This window comes from Streptomyces sp. NPDC048461 (genome assembly GCF_055587105.1).
Window position 1 is genome coordinate 168,383 of the sequence record NZ_JBVJGW010000002.1, and the last position, 22,129, is coordinate 190,511.

The 22,129-nt window shown below is 74.9% G+C and carries 20 protein-coding genes; 8 read left to right on the forward strand and 12 right to left on the reverse strand.

From position 1 onward, the window contains the following. The first annotated feature begins 69 nt into the window (after positions 1-69). Complete coding sequence (locus ACZ6S8_RS03720) at positions 70-612, forward strand: DUF4232 domain-containing protein (protein ID WP_469452129.1); 543 nt, start codon at positions 70-72, stop codon at positions 610-612. Between the two features lie 60 nt (positions 613-672). Then, complete coding sequence (locus ACZ6S8_RS03725; protein ID WP_469452130.1) at positions 673-864, forward strand: hypothetical protein; 192 nt, start codon at positions 673-675, stop codon at positions 862-864. Between the two features lie 28 nt (positions 865-892). Here the strand turns inward: ACZ6S8_RS03725 and ACZ6S8_RS03730 are convergent, their stop codons facing one another. From ACZ6S8_RS03730 to zapE, 5 genes are all read right to left on the reverse strand, one after another. Continuing rightward, positions 893-1,801: a polysaccharide deacetylase family protein gene (locus ACZ6S8_RS03730; RefSeq protein ID WP_469452131.1), complete on the reverse strand. Its 909-nt coding sequence runs from the start codon at positions 1,799-1,801 to the stop codon at positions 893-895. Between the two features lie 17 nt (positions 1,802-1,818). Beyond that, entirely contained in the window at positions 1,819-2,727 is a 909-nt protein-coding gene (locus ACZ6S8_RS03735) for a PPK2 family polyphosphate kinase (RefSeq protein ID WP_469452770.1), read from the reverse strand. A 489-nt stretch (positions 2,728-3,216) separates the two neighbouring features. Then, positions 3,217-4,599 (reverse strand): alkaline phosphatase PhoX, encoded by a 1,383-nt coding sequence (locus tag ACZ6S8_RS03740; protein ID WP_469452133.1) that lies wholly within the window; start codon positions 4,597-4,599, stop codon positions 3,217-3,219. A gap of 240 nt (positions 4,600-4,839) precedes the next feature. Continuing rightward, entirely contained in the window at positions 4,840-5,265 is a 426-nt protein-coding gene (locus ACZ6S8_RS03745; RefSeq protein WP_469452135.1) for an OsmC family protein, read from the reverse strand. Between the two features lie 61 nt (positions 5,266-5,326). Then, the gene (zapE, locus tag ACZ6S8_RS03750; RefSeq protein ID WP_383919763.1) at positions 5,327-6,382 is read right to left on the reverse strand and encodes a cell division protein ZapE; all 1,056 of its coding nucleotides are present in this window, start codon (positions 6,380-6,382) and stop codon (positions 5,327-5,329) included. A gap of 96 nt (positions 6,383-6,478) precedes the next feature. On the opposite strand from zapE, the gene ACZ6S8_RS03755 reads away from it, so the two are divergent. From ACZ6S8_RS03755 to msrB, 4 genes are all read left to right on the forward strand, one after another. Further along, on the forward strand, positions 6,479-7,261 hold the full coding sequence (locus tag ACZ6S8_RS03755; RefSeq protein ID WP_469452136.1) for a pyrimidine reductase family protein: 783 nt from the start codon (positions 6,479-6,481) through the stop codon (positions 7,259-7,261). A 137-nt stretch (positions 7,262-7,398) separates the two neighbouring features. After that, positions 7,399-7,866, forward strand: coding sequence for an indole-3-glycerol phosphate synthase (locus ACZ6S8_RS03760; protein WP_469452137.1), 468 nt, complete (start codon positions 7,399-7,401; stop codon positions 7,864-7,866). 96 nt (positions 7,867-7,962) lie between these two features. Then, complete coding sequence (murC, locus tag ACZ6S8_RS03765) at positions 7,963-9,366, forward strand: UDP-N-acetylmuramate--L-alanine ligase (RefSeq protein WP_469452139.1); 1,404 nt, start codon at positions 7,963-7,965, stop codon at positions 9,364-9,366. 15 nt (positions 9,367-9,381) lie between these two features. Beyond that, positions 9,382-9,789: a peptide-methionine (R)-S-oxide reductase MsrB gene (msrB, locus tag ACZ6S8_RS03770; protein WP_469452141.1), complete on the forward strand. Its 408-nt coding sequence runs from the start codon at positions 9,382-9,384 to the stop codon at positions 9,787-9,789. Here the strand turns inward: msrB and ACZ6S8_RS03775 are convergent. From ACZ6S8_RS03775 to ACZ6S8_RS03795, 5 genes are all read right to left on the reverse strand, one after another. Beyond that, positions 9,770-10,669 (reverse strand): NAD-dependent epimerase/dehydratase family protein, encoded by a 900-nt coding sequence (locus ACZ6S8_RS03775; RefSeq protein ID WP_469452143.1) that lies wholly within the window; start codon positions 10,667-10,669, stop codon positions 9,770-9,772. The two genes, msrB and ACZ6S8_RS03775, sit on opposite strands and share 20 nt — an antisense overlap. Then, positions 10,666-11,766 (reverse strand): cytochrome P450 family protein, encoded by a 1,101-nt coding sequence (locus tag ACZ6S8_RS03780; RefSeq protein ID WP_469452145.1) that lies wholly within the window; start codon positions 11,764-11,766, stop codon positions 10,666-10,668. The genes ACZ6S8_RS03775 and ACZ6S8_RS03780 overlap by 4 nt, the downstream gene beginning before the upstream one ends. A gap of 115 nt (positions 11,767-11,881) precedes the next feature. Continuing rightward, positions 11,882-13,357, reverse strand: coding sequence for an AMP-binding protein (locus ACZ6S8_RS03785; protein WP_469452147.1), 1,476 nt, complete (start codon positions 13,355-13,357; stop codon positions 11,882-11,884). Positions 13,358-13,646: 289 nt separating this feature from the next. Beyond that, entirely contained in the window at positions 13,647-14,390 is a 744-nt protein-coding gene (locus ACZ6S8_RS03790) for a glycosyltransferase (protein WP_469452149.1), read from the reverse strand. Next, positions 14,387-15,409, reverse strand: coding sequence for a 3-oxoacyl-ACP synthase III family protein (locus tag ACZ6S8_RS03795; protein ID WP_469452151.1), 1,023 nt, complete (start codon positions 15,407-15,409; stop codon positions 14,387-14,389). Before ACZ6S8_RS03795 ends, ACZ6S8_RS03790 begins: the two co-directional genes overlap by 4 nt. Positions 15,410-15,878: 469 nt before the next feature. Between ACZ6S8_RS03795 and ACZ6S8_RS03800 the strand changes: the two genes are divergently transcribed. After that, on the forward strand, positions 15,879-17,939 hold the full coding sequence (locus ACZ6S8_RS03800; RefSeq protein WP_469452153.1) for a phosphocholine-specific phospholipase C: 2,061 nt from the start codon (positions 15,879-15,881) through the stop codon (positions 17,937-17,939). 116 nt (positions 17,940-18,055) lie between these two features. Beyond that, positions 18,056-18,811 (forward strand): alpha/beta fold hydrolase, encoded by a 756-nt coding sequence (locus ACZ6S8_RS03805; RefSeq protein ID WP_469452155.1) that lies wholly within the window; start codon positions 18,056-18,058, stop codon positions 18,809-18,811. A 104-nt stretch (positions 18,812-18,915) separates the two neighbouring features. On the opposite strand, the gene ACZ6S8_RS03810 is transcribed toward ACZ6S8_RS03805, so the two are convergent. Together ACZ6S8_RS03810 and ACZ6S8_RS03815 are read right to left on the reverse strand one after the other, a co-directional pair. Continuing rightward, positions 18,916-19,563 carry a hypothetical protein gene (locus ACZ6S8_RS03810; protein WP_469452157.1) on the reverse strand — a complete coding sequence of 216 codons (648 nt, stop codon included), beginning with the start codon at positions 19,561-19,563 and terminating at the stop codon, positions 18,916-18,918. A 220-nt stretch (positions 19,564-19,783) separates the two neighbouring features. Beyond that, complete coding sequence (locus ACZ6S8_RS03815; RefSeq protein ID WP_469452159.1) at positions 19,784-21,859, reverse strand: RICIN domain-containing protein; 2,076 nt, start codon at positions 21,857-21,859, stop codon at positions 19,784-19,786. Between the last annotated feature and the right edge of the window lie 270 nt (positions 21,860-22,129).

Sequence of the window (22,129 nt, forward strand, 5' to 3'; positions counted from 1 at the left end):
GGGAGGAAACCGACACCGCGCGGGGTGGCCGGAGCCCGGGACACCCCCAGGACGGGGGGTGGAGCACCCATGAGGCACCCCAGGAGAAACCGTACGGCCGGGGCCGCGGCGGGGCCGTTGGCGATCGCACTGCTGACCGGCGGCCTGCTGGCCGTTGCCGGCCCGGCCGCCGCGGACCCGGCGGCCGCGGGGGCGGCGGCGCCCGCCCCGTGCACGTACACCCGGCTCGTGGCGGAGGGCGCGCAGCGCGACGCCTCCGGCCGGGTCCGGGTCACCGTGGTCAACGACGGCGCGAAGCCGTGCGTACTGCGGGGCTTCCCGACGGTGGCCCTCGCGGGTCAGGGCTCGCCGGACCGGAACAAGCCCCTGGCCGTCGTCCGCCAGGGCGAAGCCCGGCCCGTGCAGCTGGCCGCCGGCGGGCGGGCCACGACCCTGCTCACCTTCACCCCGGTCCTCGGCGAGGCGGACGGGTACTGCGCCTCCGGCGCCGAGCCCACGGTCGCCCCCTCGCTCGTGGTGGGCGTCGGTGGCGGGGCCCTCCAGTCGGCGCCGGCCGACGGCGGCGACTTCGCCCTGTGCGGCGGCAGCGTCCGCGCCACCGCGTTCCGGTGACGGCGGCCGCGGGGGCCGGGTGCCCGCCGTGCGGCGGCCCGGCTGAGTAGGCTCGTACGCATGGAGCAGCAGGAGGAGACCCCGTCGTACTGCCCGGCCCCGGCTGCGCCCGCCGGGCGCGTCGCCGGGCCGCCGTACGCCGACTGCCTGGGGTGCGGCGAGCCCACCGAGTACGGGGTCGCGACCCCGGGCATCGTGCTGTGCCCGGTGTGCGAGTGGCAGGAGGCGCAGCGCAGCGCCTGCTCCGGCTGAGCCGCTGCGCCGCCGGCCCGCCCTTCGGCTACGTGCCGATCAGCTCGGACACCTTCACGAAGCGGTAGCCCCGCTTGCGCAGCTCCGGGACGATCTTCCGGACCGCCTCCTCGGTCACCGGGGCGGCGCTGCGCGTGCAGTGCATGACCACCACCGACCCCGGCTTGACCCCGGCGAGCACCTGCTCGGCCACGGCGTCCGGGTCCTTCGCGAAGGCGTCCCCGCTGACCACGTCCCACTGGACGGCCGTGATCCCGGCCGTGGACAGGGCCCGCAGGGACCGGTCGTCGTAGCAGCCGCCGGGGAAGCGGAAGTACGGGACCGTGTTGACCGCGCCCGCCGTGCGGAAGGCGGCGAAGGCCCGGTCGACGTCGGCCCGGGCGGCCGCCGCGTCGAGCGCGGGCAGCCCGTAGCAGGGGGTCGTGAAAGCGTGGTGGCTGTACGAGTGGTTTGCGATCTCGAAGTTCGGGTCGGTGCCGATGGACTTCGCCTGGTCCGGGTACTCCTCGGCCCAACGTCCGGTCATGAACACCGTCGAGGGCACCTTGAGGGTGCGCAGCGCCGAGATCAGCGCGGGGTTGTCGAAGTGCTCCCCGCCCGCGGCCCGCGGTCCCTGGTCGGAGGTCATGTCGGCGTCGAAGGTCAGCGCGACGGTCTTGTCGGTCTGCCGGCGCGCCCGTTCGAAGACCGGGGTCAGACCGCCCGGACCGGGCGCCATGGTCGGGGGCTTGGCCGGCGGGCCGGCCTGCGGGGCGGACGGGCCGGGGGCGGCTGCGGGCGCCTTCCCGGACGGGGAGGCGGTGGCGGAGGCCGTCGCCGCCGGCGTCCCCATGCGGGCCTCGCGTCCGGCGTCCGACGTGCCGGTGCCGCCCCCGCAACCCGCGAGGGCGGCACCGAGCGCGGCTACGGCTGCCGCTTTGCGCACAGAAATAGTCACGCAGGCAAAATATATGACTATGTGGCAATCAGACGTGCACGGCACTCCTCCACGTCGAAATCACCCTTCGGGTACTGCGGACCGATGGCCTCCAGGTGCTCCAGCAGCAGCGTGCTGATCGCCCAGTTGCGGTACCACTTGCGGTCCGCGGGGACGACGAACCAGGGCGCGGCGTCCGTGGAGCACCGCTCCAGGGCCTTCTCGTAGGCCTCCTGGTAGGCGGGCCACAGGGCCCGGTCGTCGATGTCGCCCCGGCTGAACTTCCAGTGCTTGTCCGGGTCGTCGAGCCGCGCCAGGAGCCGTTCGCGCTGCTCCTCGTAGCTGATGTGGAGGAAGACCTTCACGATGCTCACGCCGTCCTCCGCGAGGGTCTGCTCGAACCGGTTGATCTGCCCGTACCGGCGGCCGATCACGCTGCGCGGCACCAGTTCGCGCACGCGGGCGATGAGGACGTCCTCGTAGTGGGAACGGTCGAAGATGCCGATCTCGCCGGGCTGGGGGAGGGCCTGCGTGACGCGCCAGAGGAAGGGGTGGCTGTGCTCCTCGGGGGTGGGCGCCTTGAAGGCCCGGATGCGGCAGCCGGACGGGTTGAAGGCGCCGGTGACGTGCTTGACGGTGCCGCCCTTGCCGCTGGTGTCCATGCCCTGGAGGACGAGCAGGACGCGCTGCCGGCTGCCTGCGGTGGCGGCCGCGTAGAGCCGCTCCTGCAGGGAACCGAGCCGCTCCGCCATGGCGGCGGTGGCCGCGATTCCCGCCGCCTTGTCCGCGGGCCCCGCGGGGGTGGCACGGGCGTCGAAGCGGCGCAGGTCCACCCGTTCGCCCGCCGGGACCCGCAACAGCTGCCGGAGCTCCGGACCGTCCCCGGCCCCGGGCCGCTCCCGCCGCTCCCCGCCGTCGGCCTCCGGCGCGGTCCCGGGGTGCTCCACCTCGGGCCGATCGGTGACCTCGGCCCTGGCCTTGGCCTTGGCTTCGCCCTTGGCTTCGCCCTTGGCTTCGCCCTTGGCTTTCGCTTTGGCTTTGGCTTTGGCTTTGCCCTCGGGCTTGGCCTTCGTCTTCTCGGCCCCGGCGTCGGCTTTGGTTCCGGCCTCGGCCCCGGCCTCGGCCTCGGCCTTGGTTTTCCTCTTCGCCTTGCCCTTGTCCTTGCCCTTGGGCTTCTTGGCCGCCGCGTCGTCCGTCCCAGGCCGGTCGGTGGCCGTGTCCTCGGCCTTCTTGCTCCCCTTGCCCTTGGTCTTCGCCCTGGTCTTGGCCTCGCCGCCGTCGGCCGGTTCGCCGGCGTCCGGGAACGCCGGGCCGTCCGGGTCGGGCTGCCGCTTCTGCCGGTCCGTGTGCTTCTTTGCCACGCCACCTACCCCCATCGCGTCGATTCCGTTCGATCCTCCCTCCGATCGAACGGAATCGCGACGCGGCGGCCGGTGTCAGCGCCAGGGGCCCGTCACCGCGAACGTCGTCCCCGGGGTGTAGGCGTTCACGTACATCGTCCGGCCGTCGGGGGAGAAGGTGACCCCGGCGAACTCCCCCCACTCCGGTGCCCCCGGCTGCCCGACGTCCTGCGCGTTGCGTGCGACCGGGTAGACCTCGCCGCCGACCGTGACGCCGAAGACGTACTGCGCCCCGCCGCCGTCCTCGCACACCATCAGGCCGCCGTCCGGCGCCAGGCAGATGTTGTCGGGGGAATCGCCGGGCAGGGCCGTGTCCGAGGCCGGGCCGAAGAGGACGTCCAGCCGGAGCCGGCCGCGCCGCGGGTCGTAGAACCACACCTGGCCGTGGTGGTCGGCGGCCGATCCCTCGCGGCTGCGGGCGTAGCTGGAGACGAAGTGCACCCCGCCGTCACCCCAGTAGCAGCCCTCCAGCTTCTGCGCGTGCGTGATCCCGCCCGGCCCGAAGTCCTGGAGCCGGATCGGGGTCGTGGCCGCCCCCGGGTCCGGTACGGGAACCCACCGCGCCGGGAACTCCGCCCCGGGCTCGTCCACCACCGACAGGTCGGCCAGCCCCGGTACGCGCAGGGCCTCCAGGGCGCCGCCCGCGCGCAGCGAGCCCGGGCCGCCGAGGGGGCGCTCGGGCAGGAAGCGGTAGAACAGCCCGAACGGCTCGACGAAGGCGTCCTCGGTCTCGTAGACGATCCCGCTGTACGGGTCCACGGCGACGGCCTCGTGGGCGAACCGGCCCAGCGCGGTGAGCGGGACGGCCCCCGAGCGGTGCGGGTCGGCGGGGTCCACCTCGAAGACGTAGCCGTGGTCCAGCGTGTAGCCGGAGGTGCCGGCGCGGTCCTCGGTCTCCTCGCAGCTCAGCCAGGTGTTCCAGGGGGTCCGCCCGCCCGCGCAGTTGACGGCCGTCCCGGCGAGGGCGACCCGCTCGCCGACGACCCGGCCGGCGCCGTCGAGCTCCAGGACCGTGCAGCCGCCGAGTGCGTGCGGGTCGTACGTCAGTCCCGCCACGGCCGGGACGCGCAGGGCGGCCGTGGTGCGGTTCTCGTGGTTGCGGACCAGCCGGATCCGGTTGCCGCCGCCACCGGAGCCGCCACCGGAGCCGCCGCCACCTGCGGCGGAGAAGGCGGCCATGCCGTCGCAGTTCGCCGGCACGGGCCCCTCGCCGGAGCGCAGCAGGTCGCCCGCGCGGGAGAGCACCCGGTAGGAGAACCCGGCGGGCAGGTCGAGCATCCCGCGCGGATCGGGCAGCAGCGGCCCGTACCCCCGGCCGGTGGCCCGCGCCGCTCCGGTGCCACCGGCGAACAGGGCGCCGAGCGCACCGGTGAAGGCGATCCCGCCGGCGGCGAGCAGGCTGCGTCGGGTGACGGACATCGGCAACTCCCGGCGGCGGTACTGGAGATGTGAACGGCCCGTGCTACCATGGCGGCCCGCCCGCCGGGGGCCGACGCGAGCGCTCCCGCCCGGGTGTCACACCACCGGGTCCGCGGGTTCCGCCGCCCGGCGCCGCCGGAAGCGCGCTGGACGACACCCCCGGGGCGCGCCCGGCCCCGTCCCGGCGGGTTGCCGCCGGGACGGGGCCGGACCGCGAGCCGGCCGGACCGGCTCCGGCCGTCAGAGCAGTTCGGCGGAGAGCGTGATCGTCGTGCCGGTCAGGGCCTGGCTGACGGGGCAGTTCTTCTTGGCGTCCTCGGCGGCGGCGGCGAAGCCCTCCGCGTCCAGGCCGGGTACCTCGGCACGCACCGTCAGGTGGATGCCGGTGATGCCCTCGCCGGGCTGGAAGGTGACGTCGGCCTTCGTCTCCAGGCGGGTGGGCGGCGTGCCGGCGCCGTCCAGACCGTGGGAGAGCGCCATCGAGTAGCAGCTGGAGTGGGCGGCGGCGATCAGCTCTTCGGGGCTGGTCTTGCCGTTGGCCGCCTCGGCGCGCGAGGGCCAGGAGACGTCGTACGAGCCGAGACCGGAGGAGTCGAGGGTGACGACACCCGAGCCCTTGAGGAGGTTGCCTTCCCAGACGGTGTGCGCGTGACGCGTGGTGGCCATGGTGGATCCCTTCGCAGAAGTGGGAACGGCCGGGCCGCGAAAGGGCCCGACCGTGCCAAACCTACTGGGACACCAGGGGCTTCGCGTCGCGTGCCAGCGCGGTGAGCCGCGAGATCGCCCGGAAGTACTTCTTGCGGTAGCCGCCGTTCAGCATCTCGTCGCTGAACAGGCGGTCGAACGGGACGCCCGACGCGAGGACCGGGACCTCCCGGTCGTACAGCCGGTCGGCGAGCACCACCAGCCGCAGCGCCGTCGACTGGTCCGGCACCGGTCCGACCTCGGTGAGGCAGACCGCCGAGAGGCCGTCCGTCAGCGCGCCGTAGCGGCTGGGGTGGACCCTGGCCAGGTGCTCCAGCAGGGCCGGGAAGTCGTCCAGGCTCGCGCCGGGGGTCGCGTACGCGGCCTTGGTGACCTGCTCCTCCGAGAAGGGGGCCGGCGCCTCCGGGAGTCCCCGGTGGCGGTAGTCCTGGCCGTCGATCCGCAGCGGCCGGAAGTGCGCCGACAACCCCTGGATCTCCCGCAGGAAGTCGGCGGCGGCGAAGCGCCCCTCGCCGAGCTTGCCGGGCAGCGTGTTGGAGGTGGCGGCCAGCGCGACGCCTTGCTCGACCAGGCGGCTGAGCAGCGAGGAGACCAGGACGGTGTCGCCCGGGTCGTCGAGCTCGAACTCGTCGATGCACAGCAGCCGGTGCCCGCCCAGGGTCTGCACGGTCTGCTGGAAGCCGAGCGCGCCGACCAGGTTGGTCAGCTCCACGAAGGTGCCGAAGGCCTTGAGCGCCGGTTCGGCCGGGGTGGCGTGCCACAGGGAGGCGAGGAGGTGGGTCTTGCCGACGCCATAGCCGCCGTCGAGGTAGACGCCGCGGGGGCCCGTCGGGGCCGCGGGCTTCTTCGCGAACCAGCGCCGCTTGCCGGAGCCGGTCGCGTGGGCGCCGCCGAGGCCGGCGGCGAAGCCGCTCAGTACGGTGACGGCCTCGGACTGGCTGGGCTGGGCCGGGTCCGGGTCGTAGGTGTCGAAGCGCACCGAGTCGAAACGCGGCGGCGGCACCATCTCGGCGACCAGCCGTTCGGCGGGCACCCGGGGCTCGCGGGCACACAGCGCCTGCGGGCCGGCGTCGGCTATGGGAGGCCGGTCGGCGGGCCGCCCGGCTGCTGAACCGGAGGTGGAGAGAGAGGTCGACACAGCACTCAACTCTACGGGGCGTGGCACACTGCACCGATGCGACGCCTGTTCCCTGTGACCGATCAGACACCGGACCCGCCCCGGGATCCGGCCGACCGCGCATGGTCGCTGGACGAGCTGGCGGAGGCGTACGCGTACCCCTCCCTCGGCGCCGGTGAGCACTGGCTCCGGGCCAACATGGTCTCCACCCTGGACGGGGCGGCCCAGCACGACGGCCGCTCGCAGCCGATCTCCGGCGAGACCGACATGCGGATCTTCGGCACCCTGCGGGCGTTGGCCGATGTCGTGGTCGTCGGTGCTGAAACGGTTCGCCAGGAGGGGTACCGGCCGGCCCGGGCGCGGGACGCCTTCGCGGCCCGGCGCGAGGCCGCGGGCCAGGGGCCGGCCCCCGCGATCGCGGTGGTCACGGCGAGCCTGGACCTCGACTTCACCCTGCCGCTCTTCACCTCGCCCCTGGTCACGACCCTGGTGGTCACCGGAGCCGGGGCGCCCGCCGACCGTGTCGCCGAGGCGGTCGCGGCCGGCGCCGAGGTGGTGGTGGCGGGCGACGGGTCCGGTGTGGACCCGGCCCGGGCGGTACGGGAGCTGGCAGGGCGGGGGCTGCGCCGCCAGCTCACCGAGGGCGGGCCCCGGCTGCTCGGGCAGTTCGTGGCCGCCGACGCGCTGGACGAGCTGTGCCTGACCATCTCGCCGATGCTCACCGCGGGCGGTGCCCAGCGGATCTCCGCAGGCCCGCCGGTCGCGGTTCCGCACCGGCTGGCGCCCGCCTGTGTACTGGAAGAGGCCGGGTTCCTCTTCACGAGCTACCGTCGGATCTGACAAGGGGCGGAATTTGTCGTTCCGCTTAGCTTCCGCTGGGCATATACCTGCGCAAGCCCCGTGCGACAGCGGGGCAGGATGGTTTCCGCAGGGGCCGGCCCGCCCGCCGGCCTCGGCCCATGAAGGAGAGGGCGTCCGTGTTCACGAGCGTATTGATGATCGAGCAGCCGCTGACCACGGTGGACGTGGACTTCGTCACCAGCCTGCACGGAGACGACGCGGTCTCCTTCGTCGTCCTCATGCAGCCCCGGGGCGACCAGGACCGACTGCTGCGCGCCATCGACGACGTAGCGCTCGGTGAGCTCCCCGAGGCGATCCACGAGGGCGACGAGCCCGAGGGCGACGCCGCACAGGGCCCCGCCGCACACGCCCTCGCGCACTCCCTGAACGCCCTGCGCGGCAAAGGCGCCAAGGCCACCGGGCAGATCATCGGACGGCACCCGCTCGACCGGCTGAAGGACGTCGTCGAGGAGACGGGGGCCGACGAGGTGATCGTCCTGACCGCCCCGCACTTCGTGGAGGAGTTCTTCCACCGGGACTGGGCCTCCCGCGCCCGCCACAAGGTGGGCGTTCCGGTGCTCAAGCTCTTCGCCCACAACGAATAGGCTGGGCCCGCGCCCCGCAGCGCGAACGCGAACGCCGCCGCGGCCGCGGACGCGCACCCCGTAGGACAAGCACCATCGATTCCTGGAGCGACCTGAATGAAGCCCGGCCTGCCGACCGCCATGGAACGGCCCCACTTCATCGGCATCGGCGGCGCCGGCATGTCCGGCATCGCGAAGATCCTCGCCCAGCGGGGCGCACAGGTCGCCGGCAGCGACTCGCGCGATTCGGAGACCGCCGGGGCGCTGCGCGCGCACGGGGCCGTCGTCCACGTCGGGCACGCCGCCGGCCACCTCGCCGACGACTCCACCTGCGTGGTCGTCTCCAGCGCCATCCGCGCCGACAACCCCGAGCTGGCCCGTGCCGCCGAGCTGGGCATCCCCGTGGTGCACCGCTCCGACGCCCTCGCCGGCCTGATGGACGGCCTGCGCCCGATCGCCGTCGCCGGTACGCACGGCAAGACGACCACCACCTCGATGCTGGCGGTCTCCCTGTCGGCCCTGGGCCTGGACCCCTCGTACGCCATCGGCGGAGACCTGGACGCCCCCGGCTCCAACGCCCACCACGGCGAGGGCGACATCTTCGTCGCCGAGGCGGACGAGAGCGACCGCAGCTTCCACAAGTACACCCCGCAGGTCGCGATCATCCTCAACGCGGAGCTCGACCACCACGCGAACTACGCGTCGATGGAGGAGATCTACGAGTCCTTCGAGACCTTCGTCGCCAAGATCGTGCCCGGCGGCACCCTCGTCGTCGCCCACGGCCAGGCCGGCGCCGCCGAGATCGCCCGCCGGGTCCGCGGCAACGACGGCCTGAACGTCGTCACCTACGGCGAGGAGCCGGAGGCCGACGTCCGGATCACCAAGATCACCCCGCGCGGCCTGGCGAGCGAGGTCACCGTCGTCGTCGGCGGCCGGATGCTCACCTTCACCGTCTCCGTCCCCGGCCGCCACTACGCGCACAACGCCGTCGCCGCCCTCGCGGCCGGCGTCGCCCTCGGCATCCCGGCACACAACCTGGCCTCCGCCCTCGGCAAGTACACCGGGGTCAAGCGCCGCCTCCAGCTCAAGGGCGAGGCCGCCGGCGTCCAGGTCATCGACTCCTACGCGCACCACCCCACCGAGATGACCGCCGACCTGGAGGCCATCCGCGGCGCCGCCGGGGACGCCCGCATCCTGGTCGTCTTCCAGCCCCACCTCTTCTCCCGCACCCAGGAACTGGGCAAGGAGATGGGCCGGGCCCTCGCGCTGGCCGACGCCTCCGTGGTCCTCGACATCTACCCGGCCCGCGAGGACCCGATCCCCGGCGTCACCAGCGAGCTGATCATCGCGGCCGCCCGGGGCGCGGGCGCCGACGTCGCCGCCGAGCACTCCAAGGACGCCGTCGCCGACGTCATCGCGGGAATGGCCAAGCCCGGTGATCTCGTTCTCACCATGGGCGCGGGCGACGTCACGGACCTGGGACCCCGGATCCTGGAAACGATCGCCCGGCTGTCGAACTGAGGGAGCGGGAACGTCATGGCGTACGAGGTCGAGAAGACGGACGAGCAGTGGCAGGCGGAGCTGACGCCGGCCGAGTACCAGGTGCTGCGCCTCGCGGGCACCGAGCCGGCCTTCCGCGGTGAGTACACCGACACCAAGACGGAAGGCGTGTACTCCTGCCGCGGCTGCGGTTCCGAGCTGTTCCGTTCGACGGAGAAGTTCGAGTCGCACTGCGGCTGGCCGTCCTTCTTCGACCCGAAGGACACCGACGCGGTCGAGCTGGTCCACGACCGGTCGCACGGCATGGCCCGCACCGAGGTCCTCTGCGCGAAGTGCGGTTCCCACCTGGGCCACGTCTTCGAGGGCGAGGGCTACCCGACCCCCACCGACCAGCGGTACTGCATCAACTCCATCTCCCTGCGGCTCACCCCCGCGGAGAGCTGAGGTAGTCCTCCAGGGTCCGGCCCGGGTTCCAGCCCCGGGACCGGGCCCTTCGGACGTCCAGGACCACCGGGTGGGCGAGCTGGTCCACCGCGTAGCGGCTCAGCACCGGCTCCCCGGTCGCCAGGGCCTCCGCGACCCGGGCGGCCGTACGGGCCAGCCCCGCCGGCAGGTGCCGGACGCGGGCCCGTACCCCGTGCGCCCGGAGCACGGACGCGACGGCCGCGTCGCGGGCGTACGGCTCGGCGTCCGCGATGTTGTACGCGCCCGGGGGCCAGCCGGGGGCCGCCAGACAGGCCTCCGCGAGGCTCTCCACCGCCGTCAGGCTCAGCGGCACGTCCGGGCCCGGCAGCAGCAGGACCCCGGCCCGGACCCGGGAGAGCAGCCGCGGCAGGAGCTGGGTGTCGCCCGGCCCGTAGACCGCCCGCGGGCGCAGCACCACCGCGCCCGCAGCGAGCGCCAGCGCCTCGCCCGCCGCCTTCGTACGGCCGTACGCGTTCAGGTGGCCGCCCCGCGGATGGTCCTCGCCGACCAGGCTCCGGTCCAGGCGGGGGTCGTAGACGCTGGCGCTGCTCACCCACACCACCGGCCGCCCGGCGGCGGCCCGCAGCAGCCGCGCGGTGCCGCCGACGTTCACGGCGTGCAGCTCCGCCTCGGCGGGGGAGCCCGGGGCCGGGTCGCCGACCGCCGCCGCGCAGTGCACGACCAGGTCCGCCCCCGCCAGGTCCGGCTCGCCGCGGGCCGCGTCCCAGAAGCGGTGCTCCCCCAGGGGACCGGGCCGGCGGCCGAGGCAGACCACGTCCGCCCCGCCCGCCGCCGCCCGGCGGGCCACGTGTCCGCCGCAGAAGCCGCTGGCCCCCGTGACCGCGACGCGGGGCCTCACGCGCCGGCCCGTACGGTCAGCGCGCGCCAGCCGGGCAGCGCCGCCCGCCGGTCCACCCGGGCCCCCGTCACGACCGGCCGGTACGGGGCCAGCTCCGCCAGTACGTCGACCAGCACCGCCCGGGCCAGCCGGGCACCGGGGCACGCGTGCGGCCCGGCGCCGAACACCAGCGCGGCCGCGGCGGGCCCGGCCGGCCCCGCGGCGTCGGGGTCGGGGTCGCGCCGGTGTGCGCCGGCGGCGTGCCGGGCCACCAGCACCAGCCGGTCGCCGGCCCGCACCGGGCAGCCGCCGACGACCCCGTCCGCGGCCGCCACCCGGGGCAGCACCGGCGAGGCCGCCGTCACCCGCAGCAAATCGTCGGCCAGCGCCGGGCGCAGCGCCGCGTCGGCCGCCCGGTCCCACAGCGCGGCGTCGGCGCACCAGGCCACGGACCGGGGGAGGGCGGCGACGGTGGTGTTGACCGCGGCCACCGCCACCATCGCGGCCGGCGCCCCGGCGCCCGGTCCGAGCAGGGTCCGGAGCCGGTCGGCGGCGCGTGCCGCGGCAGCCTCCGCGCCCGGACGCGGCGGCCCGGGCAGGTGGGCGCGTACGGAGGCGGACGCGGCGTCGGCGGCCGCGCCGGCCAGCGCCCGCGGATCGGCGGCGCTGTCCAGGAGCGCGCACGCCACCGTGCCGGCCAGTTCCCGGGCGAGCCCGACGACGTCGACCTCGCCGCCGCGCGCGAGGGGAGCGAGGTGGCGTACGAGCACGGGCCGCCACACCGGGCGCAGCCGTTCCACCCCGGCGGCGCCGAGCCGCCCCGCGAGGTCGCGCCGGTGGGCCCGGTGCCCGCCGCCGTCCTGGTCGAACAGCACGTCACCGCCGCCCCGGAGCGCGGCGCGCGCGGCGCCGCCCGTGGTCCCGGCGGCCGTCCGGTCGAGCGGCAGCCGGGTCAGCGCCTCGCGGTAGGCGTCCGGGCCGTGCACCAGTACGGTCCGGCCGAGCCGCCGCACGGGCCGCCCCCGGGTGGCGGCGAGCAGCGCGAACAGCAGCGGGTGGCTCCGCAGGTAGACCCGCCGGTCGCGACGGCGGGCCCGGGTCCGGGACGTGGTGTTCATCGGGGTGTACCTCCGTGGAAGGACGGTGCCGTCCGGGCGCCATGCCCCGGCGCGGGTCCGGTGGATCCGGTGGGCCCGGTCGGGCCTGGCCGCGCCGGGCGGACGGTTCGGGGGGTCAACGCGGCGGGTCCAGGCGGCGCGCCGCGAGCGCGGCCGTCGCCGGCCGGTCCGGTTTGCGCGAGCGCCCCGACAGCGGGATCCGCGCGAACAGCAGGGCGTCCGGGCGGGCACCGCCCATCCGCCGCACCGGCTCGGACAGGGCGGCCCGCAGCGCGCCCTCGTCCGTACCCCGCCGGGGCTGGACGACCGCCACGAGCCGTTCGTCGCCGTCGCCCGCCGGAACCCCGACGAGCACGGCCAGCTCGACCCCCGGCACGTGGAGGGCCGGCTCGTACAGCCCCGGGTAGATGTTCTCGGCCCGGCGCAGCACCATGTCCTTGCACCGGCCCTCCAGGACGATCCGGCCCGCCCCGTCGAGCCGCGCCCGGTCGCCCGTACGGACCCACGGGTCCGGCTCCTCGCCGAGGTAGCGGTCGCGGGCGCCCGGACCGCCGAGCAGCAGCTGGCCGTCCGCGTCGGGCTTCGCGCGCACGCCGGGCAGCGGGGCCCCGACCAGGTCGCCGGCTCCGTCGAAGGCGGCCTTCTCACGGGCCTCGACCGCGGCGGCGGGGAACAGCTCGGTCAGCGCGTACACCCCCCACGCCTCCGAGGCCCCGGCCCCGCGGACCCGTTCCAGCAGCCCGGCGCCGGCGGGCGCCGAACCCGTCCACACCCGGCCGTGGAACCGGGCGCCCGCGTCCAGCGCCTCGCGCAGCTGCGGCGGGGTGAGGTACGTGTCCCGGGGCCGCAGGCGGTGCAGCTGCCGGGCGAGGACCCGGGGGCCGCGGGCGGGGAGCGCGACGGGCGCCCCCGCGGTCAGCGCCGGGACCAGGACGAAGAAGGTGCCGCCGAGCACCGGCCGGTCGGGGACCGGGCCGATGAGGGCGGACACCGTCGCCATGCCGGCGGCCAGGCTGGACCGGGTGTGGACCACGGCGCGCGGCCGGGAGGTGGTCCCGGAGGTGAAGACGATCACCGCGTCGCCGTCGGAGTCCCCGTGGACCGGGACGCCCGCCCGCGGCGCCGCCGGGTCCAGCGCCGGGGCGCAGCCGGGCAGCCGGGGCCCCACGGTGGCGACCGGGCCGAGCTCGGCCAGGTCCGGCAGGGCGAGCCGCGCCCGGCGGGCCAGCGGCCGGGCCCAGCCCGCCACCGCCTGCGCGGCAGCGTCGGCGAGCACCAGCGACGGCCGGGCCAGCGCCAGGCGGGCGCGCAGTACGTCGGGCCCCGCGCCCGGATCGAGCACGGCGCCGCGCAGCCCGAGCCGCCACAGGGCGAGCAGGACGGCCAGCGCCCGGGGCCCGGGCCGTACGGCGACGCCGACGGTGTCCCCGGCGCGCAGCCCCCGCGCGTGCAGGGCGGCGGCGAACGCGTCGGCCAGCTCGGCGAGTTCGCCGCGGGTGGCGCGGACCCGGGTCGCCCCAGTCCGGGTGGCGGCGAGCACGGCGGGCCGTTCGGGGCGGCTGCGCAGCGCGTGGTCGAGTCGGTCGAGCATCAGCGGGAGTACCTTCCGTGCGGGGCGCTGCCGCGGGCGGACACCAGCGGACTTCCTGCGGACGGGCCGCGGCCCCTGCGGGGCGCGGCCAGGGGTGCCGGACGTACGGGCCGGGCCCCGACGGGCCGAGGCCCGGGGGCCTTTCCGCCCGGGCGGTGCCCGGCGGTGCGTGAGCCGGGATCCGTCGCGTGAGCCGGGATCCGCCTCCCGCGGCGGTCGCCCCGGTGGGGGCGGGCCCGGGCGTTCCGTGCCGGGCGTTCCGTGCGGGCCATGCCGCGACGGGCCCGTGTCAGCGGGGGTCCGGTCCGTGGGGGCCGCTGCCGCGGTCGAGGTACCAGCGGGCCGTGCCCGCGATCCCGTACGCGCGCAGCCGCCGCGTCGAGTTCTCCACGACCATCGCCCGGCAGTGAGTGATCCGGTCGGTGTGCCGCCGTACCGCGTTGAGGAAGAGCCGGTCGGTCGGCGACGGCCGCCGCGGCATGCCGCCGACGGCCAGGTACAGCTCGGCTGTGATCGCCATGTTGTTCCCGGCGTGCATCCGGTACGGGGCCCGGAAGCCGCCCCGCCGGGCGTGCCCCGGCCGGAGGCGGCCGAACAGCGCGGCGAGCCGGACCAGCGCGGCGAACCCGGCCCGGCCGAGCGGGCCGTGCTCGTCGCGCCGGGCGGTGATCCGCCCGCAGACCAGCCCGGGGCGGTCGGCCAGTGCGGCGCGCGCGGCTCCCGTCCAGCCGGGCCGCGGCAGGCAGTCGGCGTCGGTGCGGGCCAGCAGGGCCGCGCCCCGGCCGATCGCGTACCGGAAGCCGGTGTCCACGGCCGAGCCGACGCCCTTCTCCGGTTCCCCGATCACCTCGACCGCGAACGGCGCGCCCGCCGCGAACTCCCGGGCGATCGCGGCCGTCCGGTCCGCCGAGGCGTTGTCGACCACCAGCAGGGTGAAGTCCCGGTCGCGCTGCGCGGCGAGCGCCTGCAGCGTCCGGGCGAGCCGCGCCTCCTCCTCGTGCGCGGGCACGACCACCCACAGCGGCCCGGTCACGACTTCTCCCAGACCATCGTCATGATGCTGATGCCGCCGCCGAGGCCGACGAACAGCACCCGTTCCCCCGGCGCCAGTGCGGCGAAGACCCGGTCCAGCTGGACGCCGATGCTCGCGCTCGCGATGTTCCCCAGCTCGGGCACGGTCACCACCAGCTTCCCGGCCGGCACCCCCGTCAGCTCCGCGAACCGCTCCAGGTACGGCACCGTCACCTGGTGCACGAGGACCTTGGCGAAGCCGTCCCAGTCCATCCCCGTCCGGTGCAGGGTCCGGTCGACGACGGCCGTGCCCACCTTCTCGAAGACGCCCCGCAGCTCGTGCCCGTCCCCCTGGAAGTACGTGTACGCGTCCCCGCGCGGGTGCCGGGAACCGCCGCCCGGGATGCCGCCGACCTCCCAGTGCTCCGAGTGCGTCGCGGTGTCCACGTCGAGGATGCCGCCCCGCTCCACGGCCTCGACGACGACGGCCGCCCCCGCGTCCCCGAAGGTGTACCCGGCGAACCCGCCGCGGAACTCGGCGAGGTCGGCGGGCGCCCTGCGCACCGCACGGCTCGGGGTCTCCCCGGTGACCACCAGGGCCCGGCGGGCCCGCCCGGCGAGGATCATGGAGCGGGCGAGATCGATGCCGTTGACGAAGCTGTTGCAGGCGTTGGTGACGTCCAGGGCGTGGGCCCGCGAGCCCAGCGCGGCCTGCACGATGTGGGCGGTGGCGGGCTCCACCAGGTCCCGGGACGCGGAGGCGAAGACGAGCAGGTCGACGTCGAGCGGGTCCAGCCCCGCGGACTCCAGGGCCCGGCGGCCGGCGCCCACGGCGAGCGTGGAGGCGTACACGCCCTCGCCCGCCACCCGGCGCGCATCGATCCCGGTCGCCTGCCGCAGCAGCCTCGGCGGGAGGGCGAGCCCGGCGTGCCGCGCCACCTCCTCCTGGAGCGCGTCCGAGGACAGGACGTGTTCCGGCAGCAGACTTCCGACGGCGGTTATCCCGGCGCGCGGGTACGGGTCACTTGGCTGAAAGGGCATGCCCACACGATGACAACCCGGCACCTCCCGGACCTGAGTACGGATGCTCAGATCCGCGCCCGGGCCGGATGAGTACGCCGCCGGTTCGCCCGGCTCCGAAGTGGACCCGCTCCGGGGGCTGTTGCGCGCCGGTGGCTGCGCCTACCGTCGTCGCCAGGCGGTGCGCACGGGCCCCCGGGCCGGTCCGTGCGCCGTTCCGGGCGCGGCCGTCCGCTGCCGTCCGCTGCTCCGGGCGCCGCCGTCCGCACCTCCGCGCGGGTCCGTCCGTACCCCCCCCGCGGGTCCGTGGCCACCCCCGAGCGGGTCCGTCCGATCCTCCGAGCCGGTCCGTGCGTTCCTCCCGGCGGGGCCGTCCGTTCTCCCGCTGTACGGCCCGGCGTCAGCCGGGGATCGCCGTCCGGTCCCCCCGGACCGCTGTCCTTGGGGCGCCCCTCGCCTCCCCCCCCTCACCCCCAGAGGTCGTCACACCATGGCAGAAGTCAACCGCCGCAGGTTCCTCCAGATCGCCGGAGGCACGGCCGCCGTCGCGATGCTGAACGACAGCATCGCGCGGGCCGCCGCCATCCCGGCGCAGGGTGCCACCGGGACGATCCAGGACGTCGAGCACGTCGTCGTCCTCATGCAGGAGAACCGTTCCTTCGACCAGTACTTCGGGGCGATGAAGGGCGTACGGGGCTTCGGCGACCCGCGGCCGGTCCTCCAGGACAACGGCAAGTCCGTCTTCCACCAGTCCAACGGGACGAAGGACATCCTCCCCTTCAACCCGCAGGTCGACGACCTGGGCATGCAGTTCGTGGAGGGGCTCAACCACGACTGGGCCGGCGGCCACCAGGCCTACAACAACGGCAAGTACGACAAGTGGGTGCCGGCCAAGACGGCCACCACGATGTCGCACATGACCCGCGACGACATCCCGTTCCACTACGCCCTGGCCGACGCCTTCACCGTCTGCGACGCCTACCACTGCTCCTTCATCGGCGCCACCGACCCCAACCGCTACTACATGTGGACCGGGCACACGGGCAACGACGGCACCGGCGGCGGCCCCGTCCTCGGCAACCAGGAGGCCGGCTACGGCTGGAAGACCTACCCCGAGCGCCTGGAGTCCGCCGGAGTCTCCTGGAAGATCTACCAGGACGTCGGCGACGGCCTGAACGCCGCCGGCCACTGGGGCTGGATCAGCGACGCCTTCCGCGGCAACTACGGGGACAACTCCCTCCTCTACTTCAACTCCTACCGCAACGCCCGGCCGGGCAGCGCCCTGTACGAAAAGGCCCGTACGGGCACCGACGCCAAGGCGGGCGACGGCTACTTCGACCGGCTGCGCGCCGACGTGCGGGCCGGAACCCTGCCCCAGGTCTCGTGGATCGCGGCGCCGGAGGCCTTCAGCGAGCACCCGAACTGGCCCGTCAACTTCGGCGCCTGGTACATCGCGCAGGTCCTCGACGCCCTGACCTCCAACCCGGACGTGTGGGCGAAGACGGCGTTCTTCATCACCTACGACGAGAACGACGGCTTCTTCGACCACGTGGTCCCCCCGTACCCGCCGGCGTCCGCCGCCTGGGGCCTGTCCACGGCCGACGTGACGCGCGACCTGTACGCAGGCGGCGGCGGATACGCGGCCGGGACCTACGGGCTCGGCCCGCGCGTCCCGATGATCGTGGTCTCCCCGTGGAGCAAGGGCGGGTACGTCTGCTCGGAGACCTTCGACCACACCTCCGTGATCCGCTTCATGGAGAAGCGGTTCGGCGTCAAGGAGCCCAACATCTCCCCGTGGCGGCGCGCGGTCTGCGGCGACCTCACCTCGGCGTTCGACTTCACCCGGTCCGACGCCTCCCCGGCCGCGCTCCCCCCGACGGACGGCTACCTCCCGCCCGACCGCAACACCCACCCGTCGTACCACCCGGTGCCGCCGGCGACGGGCGCCCTGCCCCAGCAGGAGGCCGGCTCCAAGCCGACCCGCCCCCTCGGCTACAGCCCGTACGCGGACGGCCGGGCCACCGTGTCCACCGGCGCGTTCACGCTGACCTTCGCCGCCGGGTCCGTCCTGGGCGCCCACTTCCACAGCACCTCGGGCAACCGTACGGACGGGCCCTGGCCCTACACCGTCGAGGCGGGCAAGACCCTCTCGGACACGTGGAGCACCAGCGCCTCCACCGGCAACCAGGTCAACCTCACCGTCTGGGGCCCGAACGGCTTCCTGCGCACCTGGAAGGGCCCGGCGAAGAAGGCCGGCCCCGAGGTGACGGCGCGCCACGCGGACGCGACCGGCAACCTGGTGCTGAGCCTCGTCAACCACGCCACGACCGCGGTCAACCTCACCGTGACGAACTCCTACGGCGGCGCCGCCCAGACCTTCAAGGTCAACCCGGGCGCCACCGTCTCGCACACGGTCGACCTGCGCACCACCGGCCGCTGGTACGACGTCAAGGTGGTCTCCGACGCCGACGCCACCTTCCTGCGCCGCTTCGCGGGCCACGTGGAGACGGGCGCCCCGGGCGTCTCCGACCCGGCGCTCAGGACCGTCTGACCCGGTCCGCGGCGGCCGGAGGCGGATTCACGGTGTGATGTCCGCGGTGTGATGGCAGGTCCGGTGGGCAGTACGTACGGCGTCGGCATCTCCACCCCGTCACCGAGGGAGAACGCATGGCCATCGCCCACCGCAGGATCGGCATCGGACCCGTTCGCGTCATCGTGCTGCACGACTGGTTCGGCACCTGCGCCACCTGGGGGTCCGTCCTGGACCACCTGGACCCGGCGGGGTTCTCGTACGCCTTCCTCGACTGCCGGGGCTACGGGGACCGCCGGGACGTGGCGGGCCGCTACAGCCTTCCCGAGATCGCCGACGACGTCCTCGAACTCGCCGACCAGCTGGGCTGGGAGACCTTCTCGCTCCTCGGCCACTCCATGGGGGGCAAGGCGGCCCAGCAGGTGCTGGTACGGGCTCCCGAGCGCATCGAGAAGCTCGTCGGGGTCGCGCCGGTCCCGGCCGCGCCCTACGCGATGGACGACGCGACCCACGCCCTCTTTCACGGCGCCGCCGAGGACCCCGACAAGCGCCGGGCCATCCTGGACCTGGTCACCGGGCACCGGGCGAGCCGCCACTGGCTGGACCGGATGGTCGCCCACTCGCTGGCCGCGTCCCGGCCCGAGGCCTTCGCCGGCTACCTCGCGAGCTGGCAGCCGCTCGACCTGTCCTCCGCCGTCAAGGGCAACACCATCCCGGTGCTCGTCCTGGTGGGGGAGTACGACCTCGCGCTGACCGCCGAGGTCATGCGGGGCACCTGGCAGGCGTGGTACCCGAACTGCCGGATCCGCACCCTGCCGGGCACCGGCCACTACCCGCCCCAGGAGACCCCGGTGGCCTTCGCCACGGCGGTCGAGGCCTTCCTCGTGAGCTGAGGGCCGTCCCGTCCGGAGCCTTCGCCGTTCGGCGGACCCCGGTGGGGGACGGGGTCCGTACGGTGGCGCGCCGGCGGAGCCGGTCCAGTGCCGGCGGAGCCGGTCTAGCGCAGGCGGCGGGCGCGGCGGCGGCGCAGGAGGATGCCGGCGGCCGCGCCGGTCAGCGCGGTGACCGCGACGCCGGCGGTGGTCCACCACAGGGCCGGTCCGGAGGAGGCGGGTTCGGCGGCGTCCGGGGCGGGCGCGCCGGACTGCGGCGAGGAGGCGGTCGGGGAGGCGGCCGCCGTGGGCGTCGCGGCGGAGGTTCCGGTGGCCGTCGCGCCGGTGGCCGCGGGGCCGGCGGAGGGGCCGGCGGCCGACGGTGCGGGCGCCGGGTCCACCACGGGGACGCCCACTTCGAGCTCGCCGTGGCCGAGGGCCGGGAAGCCCACGTCGACGCTGACCTTCCAGGTGCCGGGCGGCAGGGCCTCGGCGGTGGTCCAGCCCGCCGGAGGGGCGAGCGGGTCGCGGATCAGGCGGAAGGGCCCGAGCGTGCGGGTGCCGTCGACGCTGACCGCGTTCACGGTGGCGGCGACGGCTTCGTCGACGGCGTCCCCGTCGTTCTCCCAGGTGACGGCGGCGGTGACGCGGCCCTCGCGCTGGCCGGTGACCACCACCTTGACGGTGTCGCCGTGTGCCAGTGCGGGGGCGGGCGCCAGGAGGACGAGGCCGAGGGCGGCCACGAGGGCCGGGAAGACGGATCTGGTACGCATCGTTGCGGTGCTCCGGAAGGGGTGAGGGGTCGGTGGACGGCCGCGCGGAGCGGCCGTCCACCGGGGAACGGGTCGGGCGGGGCGGCGGCCCGGCCGTCGGAACCACCGGCACTCCGTCAGGTCGGCCGGTGGATCCGTCGGTCGGGCGGGGTCGGACCGTCGGCCGGGCTCGGGTCAAGGGGCATCGGCCGTGTCGTCGTCCGGTCCTTCGGGCAGGCCGTCAGCCGGCCTTCTGGACGGTCCAGAGCTGTGCGGCACCGCCGTCCGCGCGCTGGAGGTCGAGCAGCCAGCTGCCGTAGTACGGGCGCCGGCTCACGGTGAGGGCGAAGCCGCCCCCGGGGTCGGTGACGGTCACCGCGCCGCCGCGGGTCGTCAGCCGCCAGGACTGCGCCGCGTCGGTGCCACAGGGACGCTGGGCGACCCACATGCCGGCGGAGGGGGCGCCGCCCGGCTGCAGGCACTTGCCGGACGCTGCGGACCGGATGCGGACCTGGCCGCCGCCCGCGTCGTCGAAGTACCACTGCTGCTGCGCGTACCCGTTGGCGCGGGAGCCGACGAGCACGGTGCCGTCGGCGGTGCGGCCGCCCCAGAGTTCGGCGGCCATGCCGGTGCTGCCGTTGCCGAGGGTGTAGCGGCTGCCGGGGGTGGTGGCGCCGCCGCCGGCCTTCGGGGTCTTGAAGGAGGCCGCCTTGCCCGGGCCGGTGTCCCGGCCGGAGCCGTCGCGCACGGACACGGTCACCTTGTAGGCGGTGTCCGGCTTGAGGCCGTGGATGCGCAGGACCTGCGACTGCACCCAGGTGAGGTGCTTGCCGTTGATCAGGACCTGGTACCAGGCGGCGCCCTCGACCTTGGGCCAGCTCACCACGACCGAGGTGGACTGGACCTGGGCGGCCGTCACGCCCGGTCCGCCGCCGGGCTTCTTGGTCGGCGTCGGCGAGGGCTTCTTCGTCGGGCTCGGGGTCGGGCTCGGGTTCGGACCGGGGTCGGTGCCGCCTCCGCCGCCGCCCTTCGCCTTCATCAGGAACTGGTTGTCGGCGATGTTCCAGTGCGAGGCCAGATAGCTGCCGGCCTTGGGACTGGTGTGGAAGTAGTCGTCGTGGTTGCAGTCCAGGATGTTCTCGGCGGCCTGGTTGGTGCAGACGTTGCGCATCTTCGGGTAGTTCGGCGAGTCCGAGTAGCACATGACGTCGAACTCGTCGGTGCAGTGCGCGCCCAGACTGGTGTTGGGCGCGCTGTTGTTGACCGCGCCGAGGTTGTGGCCGAGTTCGTGCGCCGCCGTGTGCCCGCCCCAGCACCCGGAGTCCGTACGCCCGTAGGACGGGCCGAAGTTGCTCTGGTTGTTCTGTCCGGGCCGCTCGTCTCCGGCGAACGTGCCGATGCCGCAGTAGACCTGCGTGTCGGCGAAGATCATGTACTTGCGGTCCCGGCGGTCCAGGCCCTTGCCGGCGAGCGCCGCGTTGGTGGCGCTGAATTCGGACAGTGCCGAGTCGGGGAGCTCGATGTTGAGCACCGTCGGCGTGCAGTCCGCGTTCGTCACGTAGCGGATGTGGCGCACGCCGCCGGTCTCCTGGGCGCTCGCCGAGTAGATCAGGTCGGCGTCGGCCGCCCACTTGCGGAACGAGGCGGCGTACTGGGAGAACCGGTCACGGCCGGGGCCGTGGACGTACACGACCTGGACGCGGTTGCCGGTGGTGCCGTCGCCCTCGCACTGGACGGTCTGGCCCGCGGGCCCGGCGGCCACGGCGCTCTCGCCGGCCGAGGGGGCGGCGGCGGGCGCGGGCGCCGCGTCCTTGGTGGCGGCCGCGTCGGCGGCGGGCGCGTCCTGAGGACGCCCGCCGTCCTGCGTCGCGGCCGGGTCCTCGGACGAGGGGCGGGACGGGTCGGCGGCCGCCGCGGTGGTGGCGACGGCCGGCGGTATCTCCTTCTTGATGTCGACGCCCTTGGGCGGGGCGTCGGGTCCGTGGGTGCACAGTCCGGTGTCGGTGCGGTAGACGCCCACGCACCGGTCGCCCTTCGGAGCGGCCTTGAGGCCGTCGTAGACCATCCCGCGCGCGTTCTCGTTGGCGGGTGCGGCCGCGATCGGCTCCGGCTCCTGGTCCCGGGCGGCCGCGGCGGCCGGTACGACCGTCTCCGCGTCGGCCCCCGAGGCCTGCGCGGGGGCCGCGGCCTGGGCGCCGTCGCCGATTCCGGAATAGGCGATGCCCGCCGCGATCACGGCCGCCGTGGCCGTGGCGGCGGTCAGGAGGATCAACCGCCGGGGTCTGCGCCGGTGTTCCCGCCGTCTGCGTCCTGTCATGCGCACCTCAAATGGTGATCGGAGTGACTGGGTCCGCGGAAGCCTGCCAGACGTACGCGCCGGAGAATTCGGACAAAGGGGAGCGTGACCCGGGAAATCATTCCGTTACCTGTCGGTCTGATTTGACGAACACTCAATTGTCTTTGTCCGGCGATGAGTTGAGGTAATCAGGACTTAATGGTCCAGGCCTTTATGGGTTCCTTGTTATCGAATCGAAATAATCGGGGAGGGTCTATTGACTGGAATTCAGTCAGGGATTCACCTAATTAC